Source organism: Sulfitobacter sp. LC.270.F.C4 (assembly GCF_032922545.1).
Classification (GTDB): domain Bacteria; phylum Pseudomonadota; class Alphaproteobacteria; order Rhodobacterales; family Rhodobacteraceae; genus Sulfitobacter; species Sulfitobacter profundi.
In genome coordinates, this window is record NZ_CP136692.1 from 1362337 (window position 1) to 1385658 (window position 23322).

28 protein-coding genes are annotated in these 23322 nt (G+C 61.7%); 9 read left to right on the forward strand and 19 right to left on the reverse strand.

Translation table 11 applies throughout. From position 1 onward, the window contains the following. Window positions 1-2 precede the first annotated feature (2 nt). From R1T45_RS10575 to secG, 13 genes are all read right to left on the reverse strand, one after another. Complete coding sequence (locus R1T45_RS10575; protein ID WP_120351507.1) at window positions 3-1364, reverse strand: glutamine synthetase family protein; 1362 nt, start codon at window positions 1362-1364, stop codon at window positions 3-5. Continuing rightward, entirely contained in the window at window positions 1364-2053 is a 690-nt protein-coding gene (locus R1T45_RS10580) for a type 1 glutamine amidotransferase (RefSeq protein WP_120351506.1), read from the reverse strand. Before R1T45_RS10580 ends, R1T45_RS10575 begins: the two co-directional genes overlap by 1 nt. 10 nt (window positions 2054-2063) lie before the next feature. Then, window positions 2064-3398: a glutamine synthetase family protein gene (locus R1T45_RS10585; RefSeq protein WP_120351505.1), complete on the reverse strand. Its 1335-nt coding sequence runs from the start codon at window positions 3396-3398 to the stop codon at window positions 2064-2066. Between the two features lie 101 nt (window positions 3399-3499). After that, the gene (locus R1T45_RS10590) at window positions 3500-4306 is read right to left on the reverse strand and encodes an ABC transporter permease (protein WP_120351504.1); all 807 of its coding nucleotides are present in this window, start codon (window positions 4304-4306) and stop codon (window positions 3500-3502) included. Beyond that, window positions 4303-5187, reverse strand: a complete 885-nt coding sequence (locus tag R1T45_RS10595; RefSeq protein ID WP_317390788.1) for an ABC transporter permease — start codon at window positions 5185-5187, stop codon at window positions 4303-4305. Before R1T45_RS10595 ends, R1T45_RS10590 begins: the two co-directional genes overlap by 4 nt. 109 nt (window positions 5188-5296) lie before the next feature. Next, complete coding sequence (locus R1T45_RS10600; RefSeq protein ID WP_067627063.1) at window positions 5297-6034, reverse strand: transporter substrate-binding domain-containing protein; 738 nt, start codon at window positions 6032-6034, stop codon at window positions 5297-5299. 24 nt (window positions 6035-6058) lie between these two features. Next, on the reverse strand, window positions 6059-6835 hold the full coding sequence (locus tag R1T45_RS10605) for an ABC transporter ATP-binding protein (protein WP_317390789.1): 777 nt from the start codon (window positions 6833-6835) through the stop codon (window positions 6059-6061). Between the two features lie 111 nt (window positions 6836-6946). Then, window positions 6947-7387: a TerB family tellurite resistance protein gene (locus tag R1T45_RS10610; protein ID WP_067938626.1), complete on the reverse strand. Its 441-nt coding sequence runs from the start codon at window positions 7385-7387 to the stop codon at window positions 6947-6949. A gap of 36 nt (window positions 7388-7423) precedes the next feature. Then, entirely contained in the window at window positions 7424-7861 is a 438-nt protein-coding gene (locus tag R1T45_RS10615) for a TerB family tellurite resistance protein (RefSeq protein ID WP_120351501.1), read from the reverse strand. 85 nt (window positions 7862-7946) lie between these two features. Beyond that, window positions 7947-8240: a DUF1330 domain-containing protein gene (locus tag R1T45_RS10620; RefSeq protein ID WP_067627071.1), complete on the reverse strand. Its 294-nt coding sequence runs from the start codon at window positions 8238-8240 to the stop codon at window positions 7947-7949. Window positions 8241-8243: 3 nt separating this feature from the next. Continuing rightward, entirely contained in the window at window positions 8244-9035 is a 792-nt protein-coding gene (locus R1T45_RS10625; RefSeq protein ID WP_260009736.1) for a 23S rRNA (adenine(2030)-N(6))-methyltransferase RlmJ, read from the reverse strand. 217 nt (window positions 9036-9252) lie between these two features. Then, window positions 9253-10896, reverse strand: a complete 1644-nt coding sequence (locus R1T45_RS10630) for a CTP synthase (RefSeq protein WP_067627074.1) — start codon at window positions 10894-10896, stop codon at window positions 9253-9255. Window positions 10897-11075: 179 nt separating this feature from the next. After that, window positions 11076-11441 (reverse strand): preprotein translocase subunit SecG, encoded by a 366-nt coding sequence (gene secG, locus R1T45_RS10635; RefSeq protein WP_067627076.1) that lies wholly within the window; start codon window positions 11439-11441, stop codon window positions 11076-11078. Window positions 11442-11794: 353 nt separating this feature from the next. Between secG and nthA the strand changes: the two genes are divergently transcribed. The 5 genes from nthA to R1T45_RS10660 all read left to right on the forward strand — a co-directional run bounded on the left by nthA (window position 11795) and on the right by R1T45_RS10660 (window position 15024). Further along, on the forward strand, window positions 11795-12412 hold the full coding sequence (gene nthA / locus R1T45_RS10640) for a nitrile hydratase subunit alpha (protein ID WP_317391069.1): 618 nt from the start codon (window positions 11795-11797) through the stop codon (window positions 12410-12412). Beyond that, a complete protein-coding gene (gene nthB / locus R1T45_RS10645; protein ID WP_067938633.1) occupies window positions 12409-13083 on the forward strand; it encodes a nitrile hydratase subunit beta in 675 nt (224 codons plus the stop codon). Before nthA ends, nthB begins: the two co-directional genes overlap by 4 nt. After that, complete coding sequence (locus tag R1T45_RS10650; protein WP_120351499.1) at window positions 13080-13406, forward strand: nitrile hydratase accessory protein; 327 nt, start codon at window positions 13080-13082, stop codon at window positions 13404-13406. Before nthB ends, R1T45_RS10650 begins: the two co-directional genes overlap by 4 nt. A gap of 90 nt (window positions 13407-13496) precedes the next feature. Continuing rightward, a complete protein-coding gene (locus R1T45_RS10655) occupies window positions 13497-14792 on the forward strand; it encodes an adenylosuccinate synthase (protein ID WP_067626585.1) in 1296 nt (431 codons plus the stop codon). 4 nt (window positions 14793-14796) lie between these two features. Beyond that, window positions 14797-15024, forward strand: a complete 228-nt coding sequence (locus tag R1T45_RS10660) for a DUF2842 domain-containing protein (RefSeq protein WP_067626583.1) — start codon at window positions 14797-14799, stop codon at window positions 15022-15024. Window positions 15025-15083: 59 nt separating this feature from the next. Here the strand turns inward: R1T45_RS10660 and R1T45_RS10665 are convergent, their stop codons facing one another. After that, the gene (locus tag R1T45_RS10665; protein WP_317390790.1) at window positions 15084-17285 is read right to left on the reverse strand and encodes a hypothetical protein; all 2202 of its coding nucleotides are present in this window, start codon (window positions 17283-17285) and stop codon (window positions 15084-15086) included. Between the two features lie 53 nt (window positions 17286-17338). On the opposite strand from R1T45_RS10665, the gene R1T45_RS10670 reads away from it, so the two are divergent. Beyond that, the gene (locus R1T45_RS10670; RefSeq protein ID WP_317390791.1) at window positions 17339-18034 is read left to right on the forward strand and encodes a thiamine diphosphokinase; all 696 of its coding nucleotides are present in this window, start codon (window positions 17339-17341) and stop codon (window positions 18032-18034) included. Here R1T45_RS10670 and R1T45_RS10675 read toward each other — a convergent pair. Next, window positions 17970-18896 (reverse strand): DMT family transporter, encoded by a 927-nt coding sequence (locus R1T45_RS10675; RefSeq protein ID WP_317390792.1) that lies wholly within the window; start codon window positions 18894-18896, stop codon window positions 17970-17972. The genes R1T45_RS10670 and R1T45_RS10675 overlap by 65 nt on opposite strands. A gap of 57 nt (window positions 18897-18953) precedes the next feature. Between R1T45_RS10675 and R1T45_RS10680 the strand changes: the two genes are divergently transcribed. After that, the gene (locus tag R1T45_RS10680; RefSeq protein WP_317390793.1) at window positions 18954-19187 is read left to right on the forward strand and encodes a hypothetical protein; all 234 of its coding nucleotides are present in this window, start codon (window positions 18954-18956) and stop codon (window positions 19185-19187) included. Between the two features lie 120 nt (window positions 19188-19307). On the opposite strand, the gene R1T45_RS10685 is transcribed toward R1T45_RS10680, so the two are convergent. Then, window positions 19308-20714 (reverse strand): diguanylate cyclase, encoded by a 1407-nt coding sequence (locus R1T45_RS10685; protein WP_317390794.1) that lies wholly within the window; start codon window positions 20712-20714, stop codon window positions 19308-19310. Between the two features lie 97 nt (window positions 20715-20811). Between R1T45_RS10685 and R1T45_RS10690 the strand changes: the two genes are divergently transcribed. Both R1T45_RS10690 and R1T45_RS10695 read left to right on the forward strand, forming a co-directional pair. After that, window positions 20812-21096 carry a DUF3572 domain-containing protein gene (locus R1T45_RS10690; RefSeq protein ID WP_120351495.1) on the forward strand — a complete coding sequence of 95 codons (285 nt, stop codon included), beginning with the start codon at window positions 20812-20814 and terminating at the stop codon, window positions 21094-21096. Further along, window positions 21087-21782, forward strand: coding sequence for an HAD family hydrolase (locus R1T45_RS10695; protein ID WP_317390795.1), 696 nt, complete (start codon window positions 21087-21089; stop codon window positions 21780-21782). Before R1T45_RS10690 ends, R1T45_RS10695 begins: the two co-directional genes overlap by 10 nt. A gap of 7 nt (window positions 21783-21789) precedes the next feature. Here the strand turns inward: R1T45_RS10695 and R1T45_RS10700 are convergent, their stop codons facing one another. Genes R1T45_RS10700 through R1T45_RS10710 form a run of 3 tightly spaced genes read right to left on the reverse strand, consistent with a single transcriptional unit; the run spans window position 21790 to window position 23145 of the window. Then, a complete protein-coding gene (locus R1T45_RS10700) occupies window positions 21790-22311 on the reverse strand; it encodes a DUF421 domain-containing protein (RefSeq protein WP_132445140.1) in 522 nt (173 codons plus the stop codon). Beyond that, a complete protein-coding gene (locus R1T45_RS10705) occupies window positions 22311-22958 on the reverse strand; it encodes a DUF998 domain-containing protein (RefSeq protein WP_162931861.1) in 648 nt (215 codons plus the stop codon). Before R1T45_RS10705 ends, R1T45_RS10700 begins: the two co-directional genes overlap by 1 nt. A gap of 40 nt (window positions 22959-22998) precedes the next feature. Next, the gene (locus tag R1T45_RS10710; RefSeq protein WP_161487393.1) at window positions 22999-23145 is read right to left on the reverse strand and encodes a hypothetical protein; all 147 of its coding nucleotides are present in this window, start codon (window positions 23143-23145) and stop codon (window positions 22999-23001) included. Between the last annotated feature and the right edge of the window lie 177 nt (window positions 23146-23322).

Genomic DNA, 23322 nt, shown 5'->3' on the forward strand with positions numbered 1-23322 from the left:
CGTTAGACGTTCATCAGCAGATGTTCACGTTCCCAGGGCGAGATGACCTGAAGGAACTCTTCGTATTCGGCCCGCTTGACGATGGAGTAAACGCGGGCGAAATCGGGCCCCAAAGCCTCATGCAGCTCCGTGGCTTCTTCAAACAGATCAAGCGCTTGGCCCAGAACTTGGGGGATGTCCCCTTCGCCGACATAGGCGTCGCCCTTGAATTCGGGCAGCGGGTCTTTTTGCTGGATCAATCCCAGATAGCCGCAGGCGAGGCTGGCGGCGATGCCGAGGTAGGGGTTGCAATCCATCCCCGCAAGGCGGTTCTCAACCCGGCGCGATTTTGGCCCCGAGAGCGGCACGCGGATGCCTGTGGTCCGGTTGTCGCGGCCCCACTCAAGGTTGATCGGCGCGGCGTGATCCTTGACGTAGCGGCGGTAGGAGTTGACGTAGGGCGCGATCACGGCCAGCGCCGAGGGCATGTGGTTTTGCAGCCCGGCGATGAAGTGCTTGAAGGGCGCAGTCTCTTCCCCATCCGCATCGACAAAGATGTTTTCGCCGGTTTTCACGTCCAGCACCGAGTGGTGGATGTGCATCGCGCTGCCCGGCTCATCGGCGATGGGTTTGGCCATGAAGGTGGCATAGCACTCATGCCGCATCGCCGCTTCGCGGATCAGCCGTTTGAAGTAGAAGACCTCATCGGCCAGACGCACCGGATCGCCGTGCTGCAGGTTGATCTCAAGCTGGCCAGCACCGCCTTCTTGGGTGATGCCGTCAATCTCAAAACCCTGTGCCTCGGCAAAGTCATAGATGTCGTCGATGACGGGGCCGAACTCATCCACGGCGGTCATCGAATAGGCCTGCCGCGCCGCTGCGGGGCGGCCCGAGCGGCCCATCATCGGCTGAATTTCCTTGGCCGGGTCGATGTTGCGGGCCACAAGGAAAAATTCCATCTCAGGGGCCACCACAGGCTCCCATCCCTTGTCGCGGTACAGTTGCACCACCCGTTTAAGCACATTGCGCGGCGAATAGGGCACTGGCTCATTGTTGCGGTCGAAAGCGTCGTGGATCACCTGAAGTGTCCAGTCGCCGGTCCATGGGGCGGCGGTGGCCGTGTCCATATCCGGGCGCAGGATCATGTCTTTTTCAATGAACCCATCGTCGCCTGCCGCTTCGCCCCATTCACCGGTGATGGTCTGGTAAAAGATGCTGTCGGGCAGGTGAAAGTAATCCTGCCGCGCGAACTTCGACGCCGGGACAGCCTTGCCGCGGGCGATGCCGGGCAGGTCGGGGATGATACATTCCACTTCGTCCAGACGCCGGCCCTCAAGATAGGCGCGCGCCGCTTCGGGTAGTGCTTCTGTCCAATCCTCGGCCATCAGGCCCTCTCTTTCCTGTTGTCTTTAAAGAATGCGGCCATTTGGTCCGCGATTTTTTGGTTATCGATGGGGCCACCAAGCGCGGCGGTCGCCTGTTCAAGCTGGTGGTCCGGCACCACGCCTTTGCCACGGGTTTTGATCAAGCCGTCGATGAAATCATGGCCGAACTCGGGGTGTGGCTGAACCGTCCAGATGCGGTTGTCATAGGCCAGCGCCGCATAGGGGCAGAAATCAGATGAGGCGACGACCTTGGCACCTTCGGGCAGTTCGACAACCTGATCCTGATGCCATGCGTTGAGCGCCAGCTTGTCTCCGTCCATGTCGTATTCAGTGCGGCCGATCGACCAGCCGCCGGTGAACTTTTCGACCTTGCCGCCAAGCGCTTGGGCGATGACCTGATGGCCAAAACAGACGCCAATCATCGGGCGGCCATCGGCATAGGTTTCGCGGATGAAGTCTTCCAGCGGCGGGATCCAGTCGTGATCCTCGTAAGCGCCGTGTTTGGACCCGGTGATGAGCCAGCCATCGGCTTCATCCACCCCTTCGGGCAAGATCCCATCGACGACCGACCAGATTTGAAAGTCAAAGTCATGACCGTCCAGCAGCTTGGTGAACATTTCGCCATAGTCGCCCAGCTGTTCGCGGAAGTCGTCGGGAGAATGGCCGGTTTGAAGAATGCCGATTTTCATGTGTCACCTGTTACACAGTGTCGAGATAGATCTCGACCTGTTCCTCTGGGGTCAATTCCTGCATGTAATGCAATTCTTGGCGTTTCGTCAGCACGAAGTTGCGGACCATCTCGGGGGCAAAGATCCGTGCGACATGGGGGCAGCTTTCAAACAAGTCGATAGCGGTTTTCCAATCGCTGGGCATGCGCGGCAGATCGGCGGCATAGGCGTTGCCGGTGATCGGGGCGGGCGGCTCTGCTCCATCTTCGATCCCGTTAAGCGCCGCGCCCAGAACGGCGGCCAGCATCAGATAGGGGTTCACGTCGCCGCCAGAGACCCGATGTTCGATCCGCCGCGCCTTGTGGCTGCCCGAAGGGATGCGGATCGCGGCGGTGCGGTTTTCATAGGCCCAGCATACCCCGGTGGGCGCATGGGATTCCGGCACCATCCGGTCAAAGCTGTTGGCGTGCGGACAGAACACCAGCGCCGAGCCCCGCATCGCGTTCATGCAGCCCGCCACTGCGTGGCGCAGCGTGGCGGTCCCCTTGGGCCCGCCATCGTCAAAGATGTTGTCGCCATTTTCATCCAGCACCGAAAAATGCGTGTGCAGGCCAGAGCCGGAGTAATCCTCATAGGGTTTCGCCATAAAGCTTGCGGCAAAGCCGTGCCGCCGCGCCAGCCCTTTGACCAGCATCTTGAACAGCCATGCGTCGTCGGCGGCGCGCAGCGCATCGTCGCAATGCATCAAGTTGATTTCGAACTGGCCCAGACCCGCCTCGGAAATGGCGGTATCGGCGGGGATGTCCATCTCTTCGCAGGCGTCATAGAGATCGGTGAAAAAGAGATCGAACTGGTCGAGCGCGCGGATCGACATGGTCTCGGCCGCCTTGCGTCGTTTGCCCGAGCGGGGCGAGATCGGCACCTGAAGGTTGCGGCCCGAATCGTCGATCAGGAAGAATTCCAGTTCCACCGCGCAGACGGGCGTGAGGCCGCGCGCTTTGTAGCGGTCAAGCACGGCACGCAGCGCGTGGCGCGGATCGCCGGGGTAGGGGCGGCCATCTTCGCGGAACATCCAAATCGGCAGCAGGGCCGAGGGCGCGTCGAGCCATGGCATCGGCATGAAGCCCCGCTCGGTCGGTTTCAGCACGCCGTCCGCATCGCCGCTCTCAAACACCAGCGGGCTGTCGTCGATATCCTCGCCCCAGATGTCGAGGTTCAGCACCGAGACCGGAAAGCGGGTGCCTTCGGTGGTTACCTTATCGGCAAAACGCGACGGAATGCGCTTGCCGCGGGCTTGGCCATTGAGGTCGGCGGCGGCCACACGAATGGTGCGGACCTGAGGGTTTTTGCGAAGCCAGTTGTTCATACGTCACCTGCAAAGGCGGTGGGCATGTCACAGAGCGGTTCACCCAGGGGGCAAAAGCAGTTGGCGCCCACGCGCCGCGTAATTTGATCAAATAATGGATACTACCGGATCAAATTGGGACGCAAGCGAATTTTACGGCGTTGGGCCTGTGGCAGGTGCCGGTTTAGGCGGGAATTGATCAAACCGAAGACGCCAATGATGCAGAGCGTCAGAAGGATGAAATAACCGGCAAGAATGGGATAGGGCACGAAGGGATTGAAGGTTTTGTCGGCAAAATAGCTGGCGTAATAGAGCGCATCTCCGCGCTGTTGCCAGGCCGGGAAACCGCTGAAAAACACCAGTGTCGTGGCGTGAAACAGAAAAATCGCCTCGTTCGTATAGGCGGGCCAGGCAAGGCGCAGCGAGGTGGGCCAGATCACCCGGCGAAAGCGTGACCAGCCCGACAGACCATAGGCATCTGCGGCCTCGACATCGCCCTTGGGGATGGACTGCAGCGCGCCGTAAAAAATTTCGCCCGAATATGCGGCAGTGTTGAGAAAGAGCACGATCAGCGCCCCCAACCATGCCGCGGTGAAGGGCGCGAAGAAGGCGTATTCGGACTTTAGCGACAGAAACAGGAAGTAGCCAAAGAAGAATTGGATGAAGAGCGGCGAGCCACGGAAGATGAAGATGAACCATTCCGCCGGTTTGCGGAACCAAGGGTTCGGACTGGCCTTTCCAACGCCAAGCGCCGTGGCAAAGAAGAACCCTGTCAGCAGGGCGATGACGCCGAAATAGATGTTCCACAGCATCCCTGAGCCGATCAGCGTGAACTGTTCGCAGAGCGTGAAACCCTCGCGCGGCAGCAGGCGTTCACCATAGCCAAGAGAGCGCAGACCGTAGTCCTGAATCGTTTGCAGACAGCTCATGCGCCGGCCCTCCGCTGGGCTTCGCCGCCGGTGGTGGCTTGGCCGCGTGTCAGTCGTTTCATCAGGCGGTCCAACGAAATCTCGGAAATCCGGGTAAAGAGCAGGTAGAACACCAGCAGCCCGAGGAAGTACCACATGCGCCAGTCGGGGTGCGGATAGTCGGTGAAGCGCGGCGTCTTGGTGCCGCCCAGTTCGCGCGCCCAATAGACGATATCCTCGACGCCCAGGAGAAACAGCAGCGGCGTGGCCTTGATCAGCACCATCCACAGGTTGCTGAGACCGGGCAGGGCATAGACCCACATCTGCGGCACCAGCACCCGCCAGAAGGTCTGGCGGTGGTTCATGCCGTAAGCCTCGGCGGTTTCAAGCTGCGCCCGGGGCACGGCGCGCATGGCACCGAACAGGACGTTGGCCGCAAAAGCGCCGAAGACGATGGCAAAGGTAAAGACCGCAAGGCCGAAACCATAGGCCTCATGCACCCATTGCGCGGCATTGCCCAAAGGCATCTTGGCGGCCTGACAGACCACGAAATCACTGCCTTGGCGGACCGGCATGTCCCAATCGGAACAGAGCGCCTTGTGACGCAGGTATTCGATGCCCTGATCCAAGGCGATGACGAAAAACAGAAAGAAGGCGATATCCGGCACACCGCGCACCAGCGCGATATAACCTTTGCCGACCCAACTCAGCGGCGCGAAACGCGCACGCGCCATCATGGCCCCGCCAAAGCCGAAGGCCAGCGCCACAGGCGCGGTCACGGCAAGCAGCATCAAGACCTTAAGGAAGGACATGTAGAACGACATATGAACGCCGGTTGTCAGGTAACAGGCGGTCCAGAACCAGTCGTTCAGGATCGATGGGTCAGAGCAGAAAGAAAACATGGGCCCCCATGGGCTGGTCCGCGCGAGGGTGCCGCGCGAGGGCTGATCCGCGCGAGGGTGCCGCGCAGGGAAGGTCAGGCGCGCCGCGAAGGGCGCACCTGAGGTTGGATCACTCGTAGGTGTTGGTGTCGTCGCCGAACCACTTTTTGAGCATTTCGTTCAGCGAGCCGTCTTCTTTCATCTCAGTGATGACGGCGTCGAATGTGTCACGCAGTTCGGTGTCGGACTGGCGCAGACCCATGCCGATGCCGTCGCCAAGCGGGACATCGTCGCCCACGAACATCAACTCACCGCCGGATTCCTCGACGATCGGAACGAGGTAATCTTTGTCAGCGAATACCGCGTCGGCTTCGCCGTTGCGCACGGCCGCGACGGTTTCTTCGGGGGTCGCGAATTCGATCAGCGTGGCACCGCTTTCGGCAACGTGACCAGCTTGGATGGTCGCTGTCTGACCTGCAACAACACCGCCTTCGATGTCCGCATCCTCAGAGGCCGCAACATAAGCGGAAGCGGTCGGCGGATAGTAGTTCTGCGTGAAGGAGATGACTTCCTTCCGCTCGTCGGTGATGCTCATCCCGGCCATGATGTTGTCGTAGTTGCCCGACACGAGGTTGGGGATGATGCTGTCCCAGTCGTTTTTCACCCATTCGCAGGTCAACTCGGCGCGTTTGCACAGCTCGTCGCCCAGTTCACGCTCGAAACCGTCGACCTCGCCGGCGTCGTTGATGAAGTTGTAGGGGGGGTAGGCGCCCTCGGTGCCCATGCGGATGGTTTTGCCATGAGCTTCGGCCATCGCGAAACCAGCAGTCATGCTGAGCGCGGCGCTTGCCAGTAGGATCTTTTTCATTTGGTAACTCCCTTTGGTTTTTGTTTACGCAGGCTGGGTTGCCGAAAGGAACCCACGCAGACGTTCCGATTTGGGCGCGCCGAAGACTTCTTCGGGCGTCCCTTGTTCTTCGATCAGACCTTTGTGCAAAAAGACGACATGATCGCTGACGTCAGCCGCCAGTTTCATGTCGTGGGTCACGATCACCATCGTGCGCCCCTCTGCGGCCAGATCCTTGATAACTTTGACGACTTCCTGCTCCAGCTCGGGGTCGAGCGCGCTGGTCGGCTCATCAAACAGCAGCGCCTCGGGCTCCATGCAGAGTGCACGGGCAATGGCGGCGCGCTGTTGCTGGCCGCCGGACAGTTGGGCGGGGTAGACATCGCATTTGTCACCGATCCCGACCTTTTCAAGATAGCCGCGCGCGGCGCGCTCTACCTTTGCCCGGTCGCGGCCCAGCACGGTCAGCGGCGCTTCCATGACGTTTTGCAGGATCGACATATGCGCCCAGAGGTTGAACTGCTGGAAGACCATCGACAGGTTGGTGCGGATGCGCAGCACCTGCTTGGCGTCCGCCGGGCAGCGGTGGTGGCCGTTGCCTTTCCAGCGCACCGGTTCGCCTTTGAAAATCACTTCGCCCTGCTGGCTGTCTTCCAGCAGGTTACAGCAGCGCAAAAGGGTGGATTTTCCAGAACCCGATGAGCCGATCAGCGAGATCACATGGCCACGCGGGGCGGTCAGATCGACCCCTTTGAGAACCTCCAGTGAGCCATAGGCTTTGTGAAGGTTCTTGATCTGGATAACCGGGGTATCTGTCGTCACGGAAACTGTCGCCAATCTGTCATTTCAGTGCGCTATAAAGCGACGAATCGACGGAAATTGCAACGCAGAGTTTGGCCCGCGTTGCATCGCAGTACCGGTGCTGACGCTAGGTCAGCTTTCCTTGGCGACACGCTGGCGCGCCATGGCGCTGTCGGTATCGGTGACGCCCAATAGGTTCGACACCAACCGCAGCAGCGCGTCTTCTTCGTCAGAGCGGCTGCCGTCGGCCAAAACCACCTGCCAAAGCGCTTCGATCACCTCTAGCCGACGCTCATAGGGCACCGCGTCTTTGATCGCGCGGGTAAAGCGCACAGTGTCGGGGGCTTGCGCCTCAAGCGCCTCGGCTTCTTCGCGCAGGGCGGTGGCGTCAGCCTCATTCAGCCCGTAGCGTTCAGCCGCGATCCGGTCGATCAAGCGCCGTTCGCTCATCGCGTAGTCATTGTCGGACCTGGCGATGCGGACCAAGAGCGCGGTCAGCGCGAGGCGGGCATCGTTGTCGGCCAATGGGTCGGGTTCGGGCTGGGTCAGCCGTTTGAGAAAGTCACCAAACATAAGTGCGTTATCATCCTGCTGCGGGGAAAGGGAATGTCAGAGCGTATTTAGAGCGTTGGCGCGGGCTGCGGCCATATCCTCATCCGATAGGCCAAGCGCGGTTTCGATGGCGACAAGCTGGATTTCCTCGTCATCATTGCGCGCCCCGTCCGAGAGGGCCACCTGCCACATCGCCTCGCCCAGTGCTTTGCGGTCGGCATAGTCGACCTCTTCGCGCAGGATGCGGGTGAACTCAGGCGTGCCGGGGGCGTCACGTTCCAGCGCCTCGCACGTGGCGCGCAGCTTGGCGGCCTCGATCGGTTTCAATCCAAAGGTCCGCGCCAGAATCTGGTCGATCTGGCCGATCTCGGAGGCGCGGTAGGTACGATCCGCAAAGGCCACACGGACCAAAAGCGCGCCCAGTGCCAGTTGGGCATTGGGCTGCGGCAAAGGTTTCGGCTGTGCCTTACGGCGGGGGAACAGTCGGTTCAGCATGGGGCTCACTTATCGCAGGAAACAGGGTCGCCATAGAGGAAACTGCGCGTGGGGCGCGCTGGTTCCTGCAATGGTCCGCATGGATTTAGCTGTCATAGCCTTCTACGATCACCAAAGACCCATCGGCCACGTTCAGGCGGATGTCTTTGGCACGCTGGTAGCCGGGGCTTTCGTAGCAGGCGACCGCGTCGGCATAACTGTCGAATTCCAAGACAACAGTGCGGGCGCGCATCTGGCCTTCGCGGACTTGTTGGGTGCCGCCGCGCACGAGGAAACGCGCGCCGTAATCCGCGAATGGTTTGGCATTGGCGGCGCGGTATTTATCATAAATCGCGGTGTCGTGGATATCCATGGTGGCGATCCAATAGCCCTTTGGCATCTGTTATCTCTCCTGTTGGGTCAAAGTGGCGAAACGGGCGGTGAGGTTCTGCGCCTCAGTTGCCAGCCCGTAGGGGGGATTGATCACGAACATGCCTGAGCCGACCATGCCATGACCGGGGCGCGCTGGCGGGAAGCGCACTTCGTGGCGCAGCGCTTCGGGGTGGTTGGCGGTGAGCGTGTCGAGCATGGGTACATGCGCGCGGTTGGTCAGGATCGGATACCACAGGGCTATGATCCCGACGTTCCACGCGCGGCTAAGCTTGGCGATCTGGCGCGGGATGGTCTCGTAATCTGTCTTGATCTCATAGGAGGGATCAATCAGCAGCATCCCCCGGCGCGGCGTAGGCGGAGTGAGGGCAAAGGCCATCTCGAACCCATCGCTGAGGTGGCATTTCGCCGGGTAGGGCGACATTGCCAGATCAAGGGCGCTGTGCTCTTGGGGGTGCAACTCGGCCAGATGGATGCGGTCATCGGGGCGCAGCAGTTTCGCAGCCAGCAGAGGAGAGCCGGGGTAGGCGCGGGGGCCGTGGGTCTCGCGCAACGCTTGCAAAACTTGGGAATAGGGGTGATCGGGGGCGAACCAATCGGCCACCTTGTCGATGCCCTGCCGCGCTTCGCCGGTCTTTTCCGCCGCCGCGTCCGACAGGTCATATAGCGCCCGGCCTGCGTGGGTTTCCAGATAGGTGAGCGGTTTGTCCTTGCGGGTGAGATACGACAGCATCCACGCCAAAAGCGCGTGTTTCTGCACGTCTGCAAGGTTTCCGGCGTGGTAGATGTGTTGATAGCTCAGCATGGCCTAGCTGTAGCGGAGTGGTTGGCGGGTGCAACGCGAAAGAGCGGAGAGGGCCATAGCCTACCCGTCGCACCGCAGGTGCGGCGAATGAATGATGGCACGCCTGCGGCGTGGCGGGCGGGCAGGCGATGGCCCGGCGCCTGCGGCTTGATTCCGGGCCTGTTGATGGCTGCCAGACAGAAAAAAGGCCCGGCGTTTAACGCTCGGGCCTTCGATCTTATACCAACCGCGACACATCCTTCGCGGCGCGCACGAAATCCTTGAAAAGGGGATGCGGATCAAACGGCTTTGACTTCAGCTCAGGGTGGAACTGCACGCCGATGAACCACGGGTGATCCGACCATTCCACGATCTCTGGCAGCTTGCCATCCGGCGACATGCCCGAGAATTTCAGCCCAGCCTTCTCAAGCTGTTCCTTATAGGCGATGTCGACCTCATAACGGTGACGGTGACGTTCATCGATCGTAGTGGTGCCATAGGCTTCGGCCACGCGCGAGCCTTCGGCCAGCGTCGCGTCATAGGCACCCAAACGCATGGTGCCGCCTTTGTCGTCATCGACCTTCCGCGCCACCTTGTGGTTGCCCTGCACCCATTCTTTCAGGTGGTAAACCACCGGCTCGAAACGCTTTTTGCCTGCCTCATGGTCAAACTCTTCTGACCCCGCAGATTTCAGCCCGGCCACGTTTCGCGCGGCTTCGATCACCGCCATCTGCATGCCAAGGCAGATACCGAGGTAGGGGACCTTGTGCTCGCGGGCATATTGCGCGGCCTTGATCTTGCCTTCGGTGCCACGCTCGCCAAAGCCGCCGGGGACGAGGATCGCGTGGAAACCTTCAAGATGCGGCGCGGGGTCTTCGCTGTCGAAAATCTCCGCGTCGACCCATTCCACGTTGACCTTGACCCGGTTGGCCATGCCGCCATGGGTCAGCGCCTCGGCGATGGATTTATAGGCGTCTTCAAGCTGGGTGTATTTGCCGACAATGGCGACTTTGACTTCGCCTTCGGGGTTGTAAATGCGGTCGGCCACATCTTCCCAACGGCGCAGGTTCGGCTTGGGGGCAGGGGTGATCTGGAAGGCATCCAGAACCGCCTGATCCAGCCCCTCGCGGTGGTAGGCCAAGGGCGCTTCGTAGATCGATTTAAGGTCTTGCGCGGCGATCACCGAATCCGGGCGCACGTTGCAAAAGAGCGCCAGCTTCTCGCGTTCTTTTGCGGGGATCGGGCCCTCGGACCGGCAGACCAGAATGTCAGGCGCGATGCCGATGGAGCGCAGTTCTTTGACCGAGTGCTGCGTCGGCTTGGTCTTCAATTCGCCGCTGGCTTTGACGTAGGGCAGCAGCGTGAGGTGCATGAAAATACACTGCCCGCGCGGCTTGTCTTGGCTGAACTGGCGGATCGCTTCAAAGAAGGGCAGACCTTCGATATCGCCCACGGTGCCGCCGATTTCGCAGAGCATGAAATCGACCTCATCATCGCCGATATCGATGAAGTCTTTGATTTCATTGGTGACGTGGGGGATAACCTGAATGGTCTTTCCCAGATAGTCGCCGCGGCGTTCTTTCTCCAGCACGGTGGAATAGACCCGGCCCGAACTGATGCTGTCGGTCTTGCGCGCGGCCACGCCGGTGAAGCGCTCATAGTGCCCAAGATCAAGATCGGTTTCCGCGCCATCATCGGTGACGAAGACTTCGCCATGCTCAAATGGCGACATCGTGCCGGGGTCGACGTTCAGGTAGGGGTCCAGCTTGCGCAGACGAACCGAAAAACCGCGTGCCTGAAGCAAGGCGCCCAAGGCCGCCGAGGCCAGACCCTTGCCCAGCGACGAGACCACACCGCCTGTGATGAAGATATAGCGTGCCATGTGATCGGAGACCCCCGTGAAATCAAAGTTTGTTGCAGGCAAAAACCAGCCAAACGCGCTGCGGAAAACCGCAGCACCACGGGATTTAAGCCTTACAGGATTCGTGCGTGTGAGGCAAGGCCTGCCGCAACATGCAGTTGCGGAACAAGGCCGTGCCTCAAGGTTTTGTGTTCGTTAGCTTAATCGGCCGCAGGGACCAGCGGTGAGTTGCCATCCGCGGAAGGCGGCAGCAGATCGTCGCCCGCAGGCAGGGCAGGGCTGCCATCTTGGTTCTGGGCGGGCGGTGTCGCGCTCAGCCGGTCGATGACCGACGAGCCTGCGGATTTTTCCGCCGCGATGATGGTCAGCGTGATCGAGGTGGCGATGAAACCAGCGGCAAGGATCCATGTCACCTTGCCCAGTGCCGTCGCGGCAGAGCGGCCCGAAACGGCACCGCCGCCGCCACCACCCATGCCAAGGCCACCGCCCTCAGACCGTTGCAGCAGTACCACGGCGATCAGGCCGAGGGCCAGAATCAGGTGAATGATCAGAACGACATTTTCCATGGGTACGACAGCTTTCGGTTTTGGTTGGCGGGTATCTATTCGTCTTTGCCCATGGGGGCAAGGGTGGATTGCCGCCGAGCAGCGATCGGACCGGGGTGAAAAGCGGGGAGGGGGCACCAGACGGATGAAAGGCACGAGCAAAGACCGCCGCATGGGGGCGACGGTCTTTTGAAGCAGTACTCAACCACAATATGTAAGAGGGTTATCCTGGAATTAAGGTGGTGCAGACTTGCTTCGTAGGAATACTATAGCATGAAATGCGGGCAAATTCGCCCATTTTCTTTGCAGAGAAATGAAGGAATTGGCTCTGATCGGCGATGGACAGCCGATCCCCTCTGGGGCAGTCTGCCGCCATGCCTCATGATCATCCAGACCACGACCACCCCCATGCCCTGCTGCCGCCCGAGCCTGCGCTCAGGGTCAAGGCGCTGGAAACGCTGTTGACGGCCAAGGGGCTGATTGACCCCGCCGCATTGGATGAGATCATCGACACCTATGAGAACCGCATCGGCCCGCGCAACGGGGCCGAGGTCGTCGCCCGCGCGTGGAGCGATCCTGATTTTCGCGCGGCGCTGCTCAAGGATGCGACCGCCGTGGTGGCCGAGATGGGTTTCTTCGGGCGGCAAGGCGAGCATATGGTCGCGGTCGAAAATACGGATAAGGTGCATAACATCGTCGTCTGCTCGCTGTGCTCCTGCTACCCTTGGCCGCTTCTGGGCATTCCGCCGGGATGGTATAAATCCGACGCCTACCGCGCCCGCGTGGTGCGCGAACCGCGCAAGGTGCTGGCGGAATTCGGGGTGGACCTGCCCGCAGACACCGCCGTACGGGTCTGGGATTCAACAGCCGAGGTGCGCTATCTGGTGATCCCGCAGCGCCCGGCGGGAAGCGAGGGCTTGGATGTCGCGGCGCTGGCCGACCTTGTCACCCGCGACAGTATGATCGGCACCGGATTGGCCAAAGCGCCATGACCCGCGTGCATGATATGGGCGGGCGTTTCGGCGATGGCCCGGTCACGCCCGAGGCCGAAGACGTGATCTTTCACGCCGAGTGGCACCGCCGCGCGCTGGCGCTGACCTTGGCCACCGGCACCTTAGGCAAATGGAACATCGACGTGTCGCGCCATGCCCGCGAATGTCTCGCCCCCACTGATTACATGCGGTTCAGCTATTACGAAAAGTGGCTCGCCGGGGTGGCTGATATGTTGGTCGCCCGCGGGGTGGTCAGCCGTGAGGAACTGGCAGGCAAGGCCGATCCTGCGCCCAGCCCGCTGGCGGAAAAGGCGATGAAAGCGCCGCAGGTGGCTGGGGTGCTGGCCCGTGGCGGCCCGGCGGATCGCCCTTCGGACATCGCAGCGATCTTTGCGCCCGGCGATGCGGTCGTCACCCGCAAGCAGCCTGAAAACACAATTGTTCCGGGCGGCCACACCCGGCTGCCCGCCTATGCCGCGGGCGCGAAGGGCCGGGTGCTGCGGCTGCATGGCACGCATGTCTTGCCCGACAGCAACGCCCATGATCTGGGCGAAGCCCCTGAGCCGCTTTATGCCGTAGCCTTTCCGGCCTCTGAGCTTTGGGCGCATCCCGAACACCCCCGCGATGAGGTCGTGCTCGACCTGTGGCAAAGCTATCTGGAGGCCCCATGAGCGCCCCGGAACCCGTCTTTGAGGCGCCATGGCACGCGCATCTCTTCGCGCTGACGGTGCATCTGAACGAGAGTGGTCTTTTCGATTGGCCCTTTTGGGCCGACCGCTTTGGCGCGACTTTGGCACGGCATGGGCTGAGGCGAGAGTTGAACGGCGGAGAGGACTACTTCAACGCTTGGCTGGAAACCCTCGAAACCCTGCTGATCGACGCAGGCCATGCCCGCCCCGGTGATCTGCGCAGCCTGCGCGACGGGTGGGAGGCCGCCTATCTCAGCACGCCACATGGCGATCCGGTGCGTTTGAGCGCGGCAGGAAACGTCTAAACCCCCTCGCTGGCGCTCAGCGCGTTTTTCGAGTTTCACACGCCTGCCACTGTCGCTATACGGGCGCGGGACATCGCAAAGGAATATATCATGGCCAATGTCGTCGTTGTCGGCGCCCAATGGGGTGACGAGGGAAAAGGCAAGATCGTTGACTGGCTCAGCGAACGCGCCGATGTGATCGCGCGCTTTCAAGGCGGGCATAACGCGGGCCACACTCTGGTCATCGACGGCAAGGTTTATAAGCTGCACGCGCTGCCTTCGGGCGTGGTGCGCGGTGGCAAGCTGTCTGTCATCGGCAACGGCGTGGTGCTGGACCCGTGGCACCTGCTGAAAGAGATCGAAACGATCGAAGGGCAGGGTGTTGAGATCAACCCCGAGAACCTGATGATCGCGGAAAACACGCCGCTGATCCTGCCGTTCCACGGCGAACTTGACCGCGCCCGCGAAGAAGCGGCCAGCAAGGGCACCAAGATTGGCACCACTGGCCGCGGCATCGGGCCGTGCTACGAGGACAAAGTGGGCCGCCGCGCCATCCGCGTGGCCGATCTGGCGGACCCCGCGACATTGGAAGCCCGGGTTGACCGTGCGCTGCAGCACCACGATCCGCTGCGCAAGGGCTTGGGCGTTGAAGCCATCGACCGCGACGCGCTGATTGCACAACTGCAAGAAATCGCTCCGAAAATTCTGCCTTTCGCCGCACCCGTTTGGAAAGTGCTGGCCGAAAAGCGCAAAGCGGGCAAGCGCATCCTCTTCGAAGGGGCGCAGGGCGCGCTGCTCGACATCGACTTTGGCACCTATCCCTTTGTCACGTCGTCGAACGTGATCGCGGGGCAGGCGGCGACCGGCGTGGGCCTTGGCCCCACCGCCATCGACTATGTGCTGGGCATCGTCAAAGCCTATACCACCCGCGTCGGCGAAGGCCCGTTCCCGACCGAGTTGGAAGACGCCGACGGCCAGCGTTTGGGTGAGCGGGGCCATGAGTTTGGCACCACCACCGGGCGCAAGCGCCGCTGCGGCTGGTTCGACGCGGCCCTGCTGCGCCAGACCTGCGCGACTTCCGGTATCACCGGCATCTGCCTGACCAAGCTTGACGTGCTTGATGGGTTCGAGACGCTGAAGGTCTGCGTCGGCTACGATCTGGACGGTGAGCGGCTCGACTATCTGCCGACCGCCGCCGAACAGCAGGCCCGTTGCGTGCCGATCTACGAAGAACTGCCGGGCTGGTCCGAATCGACCGAAGGCGCGCGCAGTTGGGCCGATCTGCCCGCCAATGCGATCAAATATGTGCGCCGGGTCGAAGAGTTGATCCAATGCCCGGTCGCACTCGTCTCCACCTCGCCAGAGCGGGAGGACACCATTCTGGTGACCGACCCTTTCGCGGACTGATCTGATGGCGCTGAGCTACAAAGCACGTCGCCGTTGGGCGCTGGTGATCCTGCTGATCGGGCTGCCAAGCTATATCGCGGTGGCGGTCTGGACGGTGGCCCAATTCGACCGCCCGCCGGTGCTGCTTGAGCTTGGCATTTATGTTGCCCTTGGCATCGTCTGGGCGCTGCCGTTCAAATTTGTCTTTAAAGGCATCGGACAGGCGGACCCGGACGCGGACGACGACCAGTAACACGCAATAAAAAAGCGCCCCGCGGGGCGCTTTTTCGTATCCGCACTTTGGTCGGGGGCTTAACCCACGGCGCGGTGGTCGGGGCGGTAGCCAATCTCATCGGAGACGGTGAACCGCCCGCCTTTGATTTTCTCGATCTTGCCTGCGCGCAGCAGTTGACCGAAGGAGCGCAGCCCGTCTTCGCGGGTGAAGTCCGGCAGCCCGATCGAGCGGACCTTGCCCATCAACTGCGGGCGAGAGAACTGGTCGCGCCCCTCGACAAAGGACATGTAAGACGCCGCCGCTTCAAGAAGTTCGGGCAGTTTGGTGGCGCCCATGTCGGCGGCGAAATCGGCAAAGCTTTCGGCATCGGGGTTGGTTTTGACCGGCTCGACCACGGCCGCCACACGGCGCGGACGCACGGGGCCAGCGCTGCGCAGCTTGTCGACGTCGATGCGCTGCTCGGCTACCAGTTTCAGCGGAGCAGAACGGGCGTCGGCCTTGGGTCGCTCGGTCCGGGCCGAACGGCTCACCGGGCGGCGCGGCCGGACCACATCGGCCAAGTCTTCACGGTAGGCGTCATCCGAGGTCGCGGTGGTGGCGCGGCCACCCATCGCTTCATCGGCTTTCTTCGCGGCGACGGCGGCCCGCAGATGGGCAAAGGCATCCCGGCGCGTGGTGCTTTCGGCCTCATCCATCTTGCTATCGGTTTCCGCCATCAGACGCGACATGTCGGGGCCGGTCTCATCGTCGATGGTGGGCAGGCTGTGACGGGCCGCTTGCGCAGGCTCGGCTTGCTCTTCGATCTGTTCCGCTGCGGCTTCAACCTCTGCTGGTTCCTGCTCTGCGGCTTTAACCTCTTCGGGCTCTTCGCCTGCGGGTTCGTCTTCAACAGGCGCGGCTTCCGGCTCGGTCATCTCGACCGCGGGGGCGGGCGTTTCCTCGGCCTCTGCCGGGGTGGACGCGCCAAGTTCGGCCTCCAACGCGGCCAATTCGCGGGCCAGTTCGTCTTCATCCTCGGGCGACAGCGAAGAGCTGCGCGCTTCCTCGGCTTTTGCGGCGGGTGCCTCTTGCGGTGCCGGGTCAGAGACTTCTTCCAGATCGCCCCGGGCCACGGCGGCTTCGAGATCTGCGCGTTTGACCTTGATCACGCGCCCTTTGCGGGGCAGGTCGGCGGCGTCGATCTCCGGTGCGGCTTCGGCTTTAGGTTCCTCTTCGTCCTCTGCGTCGAACAGGCTCTCATCCGTCTCGGCGACTTCTGCTTCGTCTTCTTCTTCGGCCTCAAGACGGTTGAGGATGTCAGCGAGATCGTCGTCGTCCTCTTCCGCTTCGTCTTGCGCCATCTCTGTGGCTTCATCGGCGTCCAGCGCATCTTCGATGTCGCGACGTGCGGCGTCGATGGCGGCTTGGCTCTCTTCGGATTCGACCTGCGTTTCGGCGGTGGCACGGGCCACTTGGGGCGCGGCTGCTTCTTCCTCGTCGTAGCTTGCGGCCTCATCCTCGTCCTGCTGGGCGACCACGGCGCGGATGCGCTGCAGTTTGGCGGCGATGCTGTCGGCGGGGGCGGCGCTTGCGGCGGGCGTCTCTTCGACGCTGGCGGCCTGCGCTTCATCCTCGTAGTGGGACTGCGGCTGCGGGCTGGCGGCAAAGAACGCCTCGGCGTCGCTGGTGTCTTCTTCCTCTGCTTCGGCTGCCGGTGCAGGCTCGGCGGCAGGGGCGGGCTCCGCCTTTTCGACGGCTTCAGCGATCTGAGGTTCGGCTGCTGCAGGGGCTTCCACGGCGGCGGTGTCGGCGATCTCAGCCTTAAGGGGGGCTGGCGCTTCTTCTTGGACGGGCGCAGGCTCTGCCGCGGCGGGTGCTTGCGGCGCTGCGGTTTCGGCCTGAGCCGGAGCGGCTGCGGCAGGTGCTGCTGCCGGGGGCGCTTGGGCCGGAGCCTCGGCGCTTTGGTTCTCCAGCGCGCTCAGCACGATCTTGCCTTCCTGCTCACGGGCTTGCACCCGGCGGGAGACTTCGCGCTGCGCGATCCGGGTGAGCATCTCAGCATCCGGTTGTGGCGGCTCGGCACCGAAGTAACGGTCATCCGAGGCCAGATCGCGGAAATACTCGGCAATGGCCTTCATGGTGCCGAAGGAATCGTCGAAGCCTTCCAGCGTACACGAAAAAGTGCCATAGGAGACCGTCAAGATTTTGTTGCTGTTCATCATCGGATGCTCGTCCTCTGCGGTGTTGCAGGTATCGTTTACCACGATGTCCAAGACCAAAGCGGCTCGAATCTGTGCCATTCAACGTATGATTTCAAGGCAAGATTAAGGCAGATTTCCGAAAGGGGCACTAATTGACCACTTCAGACCATATCGTGCGGGACCACAAACCAGTCACGCTGCTCGGCGGCGGAGAGGTCTTTGAGGGAGACATCGGCGCGGCACTGGCGCTGGCACCCACCTGCGTTGCGGCCGACAGTGGCGCCGCGCTGGCTCTGGCGGCAGGGGTGGAATTGGCGGCGGTCATCGGCGATTTCGATTCCGCCCCGGCAGAGGTGTTGGCACGGATCCCATCAGAGCGGTGTCACCGGGTCGCCGAGCAAGAGAGCACGGATTTCGACAAGGCGCTGACCCGGATCGACGCGCCGCTGGTGCTGGGGGTTGGTTTTACCGGGGCGCGGCTGGACCATCAGCTTGCGGCCTTTAATACGCTCGCCACCTATCCGGATCGGCCCTGCATCTTGTTGGGCGCGCATGAGATCGTGCTGCTCGCGCCGCCGCGCATCACCCTACCGACGGAGGCGGGGGATGTGGTCTCTCTCATGCCATTGGCACCGGTGACGGGGCGCAGTCGTAGATTGGAATGGCCGATTGACGGGCTGGATTTTGCGCCTGGTGGCCGAGTTGGCACGTCGAACCGCGCTTTGGGGCCCGTCGCGCTTGAGATGGACGGCCCCGATATGCTGCTGATCCTGCCGCGTCGTCTTATGGCGCCACTGGCGGCGCAACTGCTGCGGCCAGATCACGCGCAGTGGCCCGCTCGCGCATGATCACGTAGAGACCCGCGCTGACGCTGATCAGAATGCCCAAACCTGCGAGTGGATTGGGCAGGTCGGAGAAGATGAGCAAACCAAGCAGCGTGGCGAAGGGGATTTCAAGGTATTGCATCGGCGCCAATGTGGCCGATGGGGCAAAGCGCAAGGACCATGTCATCAGCAGATGCGCGATCGTACCGAGAACCCCGATGCCGAGCAGCAGGGTCCAGTCGAAGGCATCGGGTTGTATGATCTGCAAAGGCGCGAACTCCGTGATGGCGCCGAGCGCCAGCAACGGCAGGATCATCACGACAGCCATCACCCCGCTCACGGCCTGCAGGCTGATCGGGTCCGTCTCCTTGGCGATCTGGCGGGTGACCAGCATGAAGAATGAAAAGACGACCGCCACGACGATCGGCAGCAGTGCGGGCCAGCCGACGTCCACGAAACTCGGCTGCACGATGAGAAGCGTACCGAGAAACCCAACGATGCTCGCGCCCAAACGTCTTGGGCCGACCTCTTCCTTTAAGATGAGTTTGCCGAGCAGCAACATGAAAAATGGCATGACGAAAGCAATGGCAACGGCATCGGCGAGGGGCAGGTATTTCAACGCGGTGAACATGGCGGCAATGCCCGCCATATGCAGCAGGGTGCGCAGAAGGGTCAGCCGAAACACCCGCCCGCGCATGTGCCAGACGCGGCCAGAGTACCACACGATTGGAAACAGGATCAGCGCCTGAAGGGCGAAGCGGAGCAGCACCACCTGTCCCAAGGGGACCGAAGCGCCCAGTAGCTTGGCCACCGCATCGCCCACGGGCGCTACGATGCAGAAGCCCATCATCAGGGCTATTCCGATAAGGGGCCGATCCTGTTGCATTGCGTTACGCTAAGGAAGGTTTGTGTTTAATGCAATCTTTGGTTGAGGCTGGCTCATTTGTATCGCGTCCTTTTCGCAGAGGCAGAGGCAGAGGCAGAGGCAGAGGCAGAGGCAGAGGCAGAGGCAGAGGCAGAGGCAGAGGCAGAGGCAGAGGCAGAGGCAGAGGCAGAGGCAGAGGCAGAGGCAGGATGCGGGTGGAAGGTTGGCAAAGGACCGGCATCGCAGGGGACGTTGATTGCGATTGCCTGCTTACGAAGACCCGGCGGTGGACAGTGGTCTATGCGAACCTAACACCCCCAAAAGGACTTTCGTCTTGTCCTAAACGCAACCGGCGCCGCGAATGCGACTGACACTTGCCCGACAGAAGGGCGTCCGGCGCCTTTGGTCCCGGTTTCGTTCTGGGCCTCAGGTTCAAGCCGCGGGGCGGCTCAGGTTCACCCGGTTTCGACCGTGGGTTTTCGCAGCGTAGAGGGCCTGATCCGCCTGAGCCATCAACGCTTCCGAGGATAGCGGGCGGCCCTCTTCCTCCATCGGGCCGACGGAGAGACCGATGCTGATGGTCACATGTATCGGTAGGGGAGTGCCGGGAACGACGAAGCCGCGATTGCCGATATCGGCACAGACCGCCGCCGCCGTTTTTTCGGCATCCGCAAGGTTGGTCCCCGGCATGACGATAAGGAATTCCTCCCCGCCAATCCGCGCGACAAGGTCCATGCCGCGCAGATTGTTGCGCAGCCGTTCCGCCGTTTGCACCAGCACCGAATCCCCCGCGGCATGGCCATAGCGGTCATTGATGCCTTTGAAATGATCCAGATCGGCGACCATCACCGAAAAAGGGCGGGCGGTTTCAAGGGCATGTTCCGCGATGTGATCCAGATGGGGCAGGGCATAGCGGCGATTGTGCAGCCCCGTCAGAGGGTCGAAAACGGCAGCCTTCAGCCCTGTGCGTACCGTATCGCGAAGTTGGTCCGTCATCCGTTTGCGCCGCAAGATCGCATGAAGACGCAGGGCCATTTCCGCGGGGTTGAAGCCTTCGGTCATCAGATCGTCTGCCCCCAGATCTAGGGCAGTGGCAGCAAGCGCCGCATCCGGGGCCAGTTGCACCACCAGCAGCCCGGTATGGCGGGTTTGCGCATTGGCGCGTAGGGTCGAGATTAGGCGCAGAGCCGCCGTGGCAGGCACGGGATCTTGAGGCAGGACCAATACAAAGGCGTCTGGCGGCCCGTTTGCGGCGGCGGCGCGAATGGCCTCCTCCGGGTTGGCGAGGGTGAGGCGCGCGCGCAGTTGGGGGCGGAGGTGTTTGGCCCAATTCACGCTCATCGCGCTGTCGGAATGGATGATCACACAGTGGCTGCGGGCTGTGAATTCCGCCGTAAATTCAGCCGCGGGTTCCGCCAACCCAAGCGCGCGTGACGTGTCATCGCGCATTTCCCATTCGTCAGCCGCATTGCGGGCACGGATGAGACTGCGCGCCCGGCCCAGCAATAGCGTGCAATCAAGCGGTTTGAGCAACACGTCGTTTGCCCCTGCTTCGAGCGCGGCAAACCTATCCACCGCCTGATCGCCGTTGCCGATGGCCAGCACCGGAAGCTGCGCGCTATCGCCAGAGGCTTTGAGCGCGCGGCATAGGTCCGCCGCCCCGCCACCCGGCAGGGTCAGGGCGCAGATCACCAGATCCGGCGAGTTGTCCCGCACGCAGGTCAAAGCCTCTTCCATATTCTCTGCCTGCACGACGTGATAGTATGCCGCACAGAGCTTGACCTTGAGGGCGATCCGATTGGTTGCAATCGCATCTGCAATAAGGATGGTCCCTTGCACGACAGCTCCTTCACCGTACAAATCAGTTTGATGAGACTGTCTTTGCCCCTTAATGGTTAACAAAGGGTTTCCAACCTTCAGCAAAAGACGGTTTTCAATGTCCTATACCCAAGATTCCGCCGAAACTTTGGCACTTCAGGCGCTGGGCTGGCTCGCGGCGAATGATGATCTATTGCCGGTGTTTCTGGGCAGTACGGGCGCGTCCGAAGCGGACCTAACGAAACAGGCCAGCGACCCTATTTTTCTGGGCGCTGTGCTGGATTTTCTGATGATGGACGACGCCTGGGTCATCGGGTTTTGCGACCATCTGGCGATACCCTATGAACGGATCATGCAAGCCCGCGCGGCGCTGCCCGGTGGGGAGCAGGTGCATTGGACTTAAGAAACGTTAAGGGTCTGCTCTTTGACAAGGACGGCACCCTTTTTGACTTTGCCGCGACTTGGGAACCTTGGGCCGAAGCCTTCTTGCTGCGGGTCTGTGATGGGGAGCGTGAAATGGCCGCGCGGGTCGGCGCAGACATTGGCTTTGACCTTGCCACCCGCCGCTTTGCCCCAGACAGTATCGCCATCGCTGGCACACCGCAGCAGGTGGTCGATGCCTTGGCCCCGCATTTCCCTGAACGGCCGCCTTCGGACCTTCTAGAATTAATCAATGCCGAGGCGGCCCGTGCGCCGCAGCGCGAGGCGGTGCCGCTCAGACCGTTTTTGCAGGGACTGCGCGATCGGGGGCTGCGCCTCGGCGTGGCGACCAATGATGCGGAACACCCCGCGCGCGCGCACCTGCTGGCGGCGGGGGTGGTTGATATGTTCGACTTTTTCGCAGGGTTCGACAGTGGGCATGGGGGCAAGCCATCTCCGGGGCAGTTGCACGCCTTTGCGACGCATGTGGGCCTGCCGGCCTCCTCCATCGCGATGGTCGGCGACAGCATTCATGATCTAGCAGCCGCGCGCGTGGCGGGCATGGGGCGGATCGCGGTGTTGACCGGACCGGCCACAGCGGAAGATCTCGCCCCGCACGCCGATCTGGTCTTGCCGGATATCGGCCATTTGCTGGGGCGGTTGATTTAAGGCCGGCTTAATCCTTGATCACCCGCGCGCCTTCAAGAATTCCCTCTTCGAGGGTATCCCCATGCAGGACCGAGATATCGCCCGTCGTCTCCAACACAACGGCACGCACCTCCGAAAAGCGCAGCGCATTGGCCTCCCGCAGCTTGGCAATCAGATCGGCGCGCGCGACGCGAGTTTCGCTTAGGGCGGCGTCGAAAATTTCACCCTCCCGCATCAGGATCACAGGCTCGTTCTGCACGACTTTTTCGAATTGGTCAGAGGCTTGCCGTATCCGCGCGATGACGAATTGCGCACCAAGCAGGGCGGAAATGGCTAAGGTCGGCTGCGCAAACTCTGGCCAAGTGGTGGCCTGACAGGCCCCGGCAAGCAGCGAGCCTGTGGCGACCGTGGCGACGAAGTCAAAGGCGGTCATCTTTGAAAAAGTGCGCAGCCCGATCACGCGGACCACAAAGATCACCCAAGTCAGCGCAATGGCGGAAAGCAAGAGCGCCCGGGCGAGGATATCGAGCGGAACGTGGTCGAAAAACATCACCCGTGCCCCCCGTTCAATGCCTTGCCCCGCTGGATAAAGAACCGCCCCAAAAGCACCACCATCGCCATGGCAATCAGCCCCAGATAGCGCTCATAGATGCCGTCGATCCCGGTGGGCAGGAAGAAGAACGGCGGGGCGGAGACCAGCCACAGAAGCGAGATCACCTTGAGCGCCTTGGCAAGGAACGCAGAGATATCAGCGAAACCTTTCGACAGCAGCCAAGGCACGGTGAGCATAATCAGCCCAAGCGCGTAGACCAGATAGACATGGATCACCACGCCATCGGAATCGCGGTCCCCGTATTCGTTTCTTGCGCCGACCAGAAAAACGATGAGCCCCAGAAGGGCAAGGCCAATGGTGGCGATGCTCCACCACCGATCGCCGAAATGCACATGGGCACAAAGCAGGGCACAGGCAATTAGCGCGGCGGAGAAGGCATAGATGCCGATGTCGACGATAAATTCATACCGCCCCGCACCCAAATCGCTGATCGTGTCGGCAATCCAGTCATGGTTCGGCACCACAAAATCCGCGATCAGGATCGAGACGGCGAATATCACACAGCCAAGGATGGCGACCCAGCCCAGACAAATCATAAACCCCGGCGCGCTGTGCTGCCGGGGGGCTGTGACGTCATTGCTCATATTTCGACACCCTTTTTTACTTGAGGTCAGACCCAGACCCTCAGTCCGATAGCCGCGAGCGTTCTTCGGCGTTGGGGCTTCCGGCGGGGGCTTCGTCCAATGTGGCCTCGGGGCGGTGCAGGTCTTTTTGAGGTTTCTTGGGCGGTGTCTTGTCTTCGTCTTTCGGGTGTTTGGGATCATCGCTCATGGATATGCTCCTCACTGGCTGGGGGAAAGGCGGGGCGTCGCCTCTTCTCTCCATTACCGAACGCGCGGAATGTGGCGGCGGTTCCGGGTGCGATTCCGGGCTTGGCGTGGCCGGGTGGGCGACGCAATTTCCTGACAACTGTATTCATCAGGCCAATCTTAACCACTGCAACGGCAA

Excerpts from the sequence above, each read along its gene's own strand:
- R1T45_RS10575 (WP_120351507.1), bottom strand. The coding sequence starts at position 1,364 with ATGGCCGAGGATTGGACAGAAGCACTACCCGAAGCGGCGCGCGCCTAT.
- R1T45_RS10580 (WP_120351506.1), bottom strand. The coding sequence starts at position 2,053 with ATGAAAATCGGCATTCTTCAAACCGGCCATTCTCCCGACGACTTCCGC.
- R1T45_RS10585 (WP_120351505.1), bottom strand. The coding sequence starts at position 3,398 with ATGAACAACTGGCTTCGCAAAAACCCTCAGGTCCGCACCATTCGTGTG.
- R1T45_RS10590 (WP_120351504.1), bottom strand. The coding sequence starts at position 4,306 with ATGAGCTGTCTGCAAACGATTCAGGACTACGGTCTGCGCTCTCTTGGC.
- R1T45_RS10595 (WP_317390788.1), bottom strand. The coding sequence starts at position 5,187 with ATGTTTTCTTTCTGCTCTGACCCATCGATCCTGAACGACTGGTTCTGG.
- R1T45_RS10600 (WP_067627063.1), bottom strand. The coding sequence starts at position 6,034 with ATGAAAAAGATCCTACTGGCAAGCGCCGCGCTCAGCATGACTGCTGGT.
- R1T45_RS10610 (WP_067938626.1), bottom strand. The coding sequence starts at position 7,387 with ATGTTTGGTGACTTTCTCAAACGGCTGACCCAGCCCGAACCCGACCCA.
- R1T45_RS10615 (WP_120351501.1), bottom strand. The coding sequence starts at position 7,861 with ATGCTGAACCGACTGTTCCCCCGCCGTAAGGCACAGCCGAAACCTTTG.
- R1T45_RS10620 (WP_067627071.1), bottom strand. The coding sequence starts at position 8,240 with ATGCCAAAGGGCTATTGGATCGCCACCATGGATATCCACGACACCGCG.
- R1T45_RS10625 (WP_260009736.1), bottom strand. The coding sequence starts at position 9,035 with ATGCTGAGCTATCAACACATCTACCACGCCGGAAACCTTGCAGACGTG.
- R1T45_RS10630 (WP_067627074.1), bottom strand. The coding sequence starts at position 10,896 with ATGGCACGCTATATCTTCATCACAGGCGGTGTGGTCTCGTCGCTGGGC.
- secG (WP_067627076.1), bottom strand. The coding sequence starts at position 11,441 with ATGGAAAATGTCGTTCTGATCATTCACCTGATTCTGGCCCTCGGCCTG.
- nthA (WP_317391069.1), top strand. The coding sequence starts at position 11,795 with ATGCCTCATGATCATCCAGACCACGACCACCCCCATGCCCTGCTGCCG.
- nthB (WP_067938633.1), top strand. The coding sequence starts at position 12,409 with ATGACCCGCGTGCATGATATGGGCGGGCGTTTCGGCGATGGCCCGGTC.
- R1T45_RS10650 (WP_120351499.1), top strand. The coding sequence starts at position 13,080 with ATGAGCGCCCCGGAACCCGTCTTTGAGGCGCCATGGCACGCGCATCTC.
- R1T45_RS10655 (WP_067626585.1), top strand. The coding sequence starts at position 13,497 with ATGGCCAATGTCGTCGTTGTCGGCGCCCAATGGGGTGACGAGGGAAAA.
- R1T45_RS10660 (WP_067626583.1), top strand. The coding sequence starts at position 14,797 with ATGGCGCTGAGCTACAAAGCACGTCGCCGTTGGGCGCTGGTGATCCTG.
- R1T45_RS10665 (WP_317390790.1), bottom strand. The coding sequence starts at position 17,285 with ATGGCACAGATTCGAGCCGCTTTGGTCTTGGACATCGTGGTAAACGAT.
- R1T45_RS10675 (WP_317390792.1), bottom strand. The coding sequence starts at position 18,896 with ATGCAACAGGATCGGCCCCTTATCGGAATAGCCCTGATGATGGGCTTC.
- R1T45_RS10690 (WP_120351495.1), top strand. The coding sequence starts at position 20,812 with ATGTCCTATACCCAAGATTCCGCCGAAACTTTGGCACTTCAGGCGCTG.
- R1T45_RS10700 (WP_132445140.1), bottom strand. The coding sequence starts at position 22,311 with ATGTTTTTCGACCACGTTCCGCTCGATATCCTCGCCCGGGCGCTCTTG.
- R1T45_RS10705 (WP_162931861.1), bottom strand. The coding sequence starts at position 22,958 with ATGAGCAATGACGTCACAGCCCCCCGGCAGCACAGCGCGCCGGGGTTT.
- R1T45_RS10710 (WP_161487393.1), bottom strand. The coding sequence starts at position 23,145 with ATGAGCGATGATCCCAAACACCCGAAAGACGAAGACAAGACACCGCCC.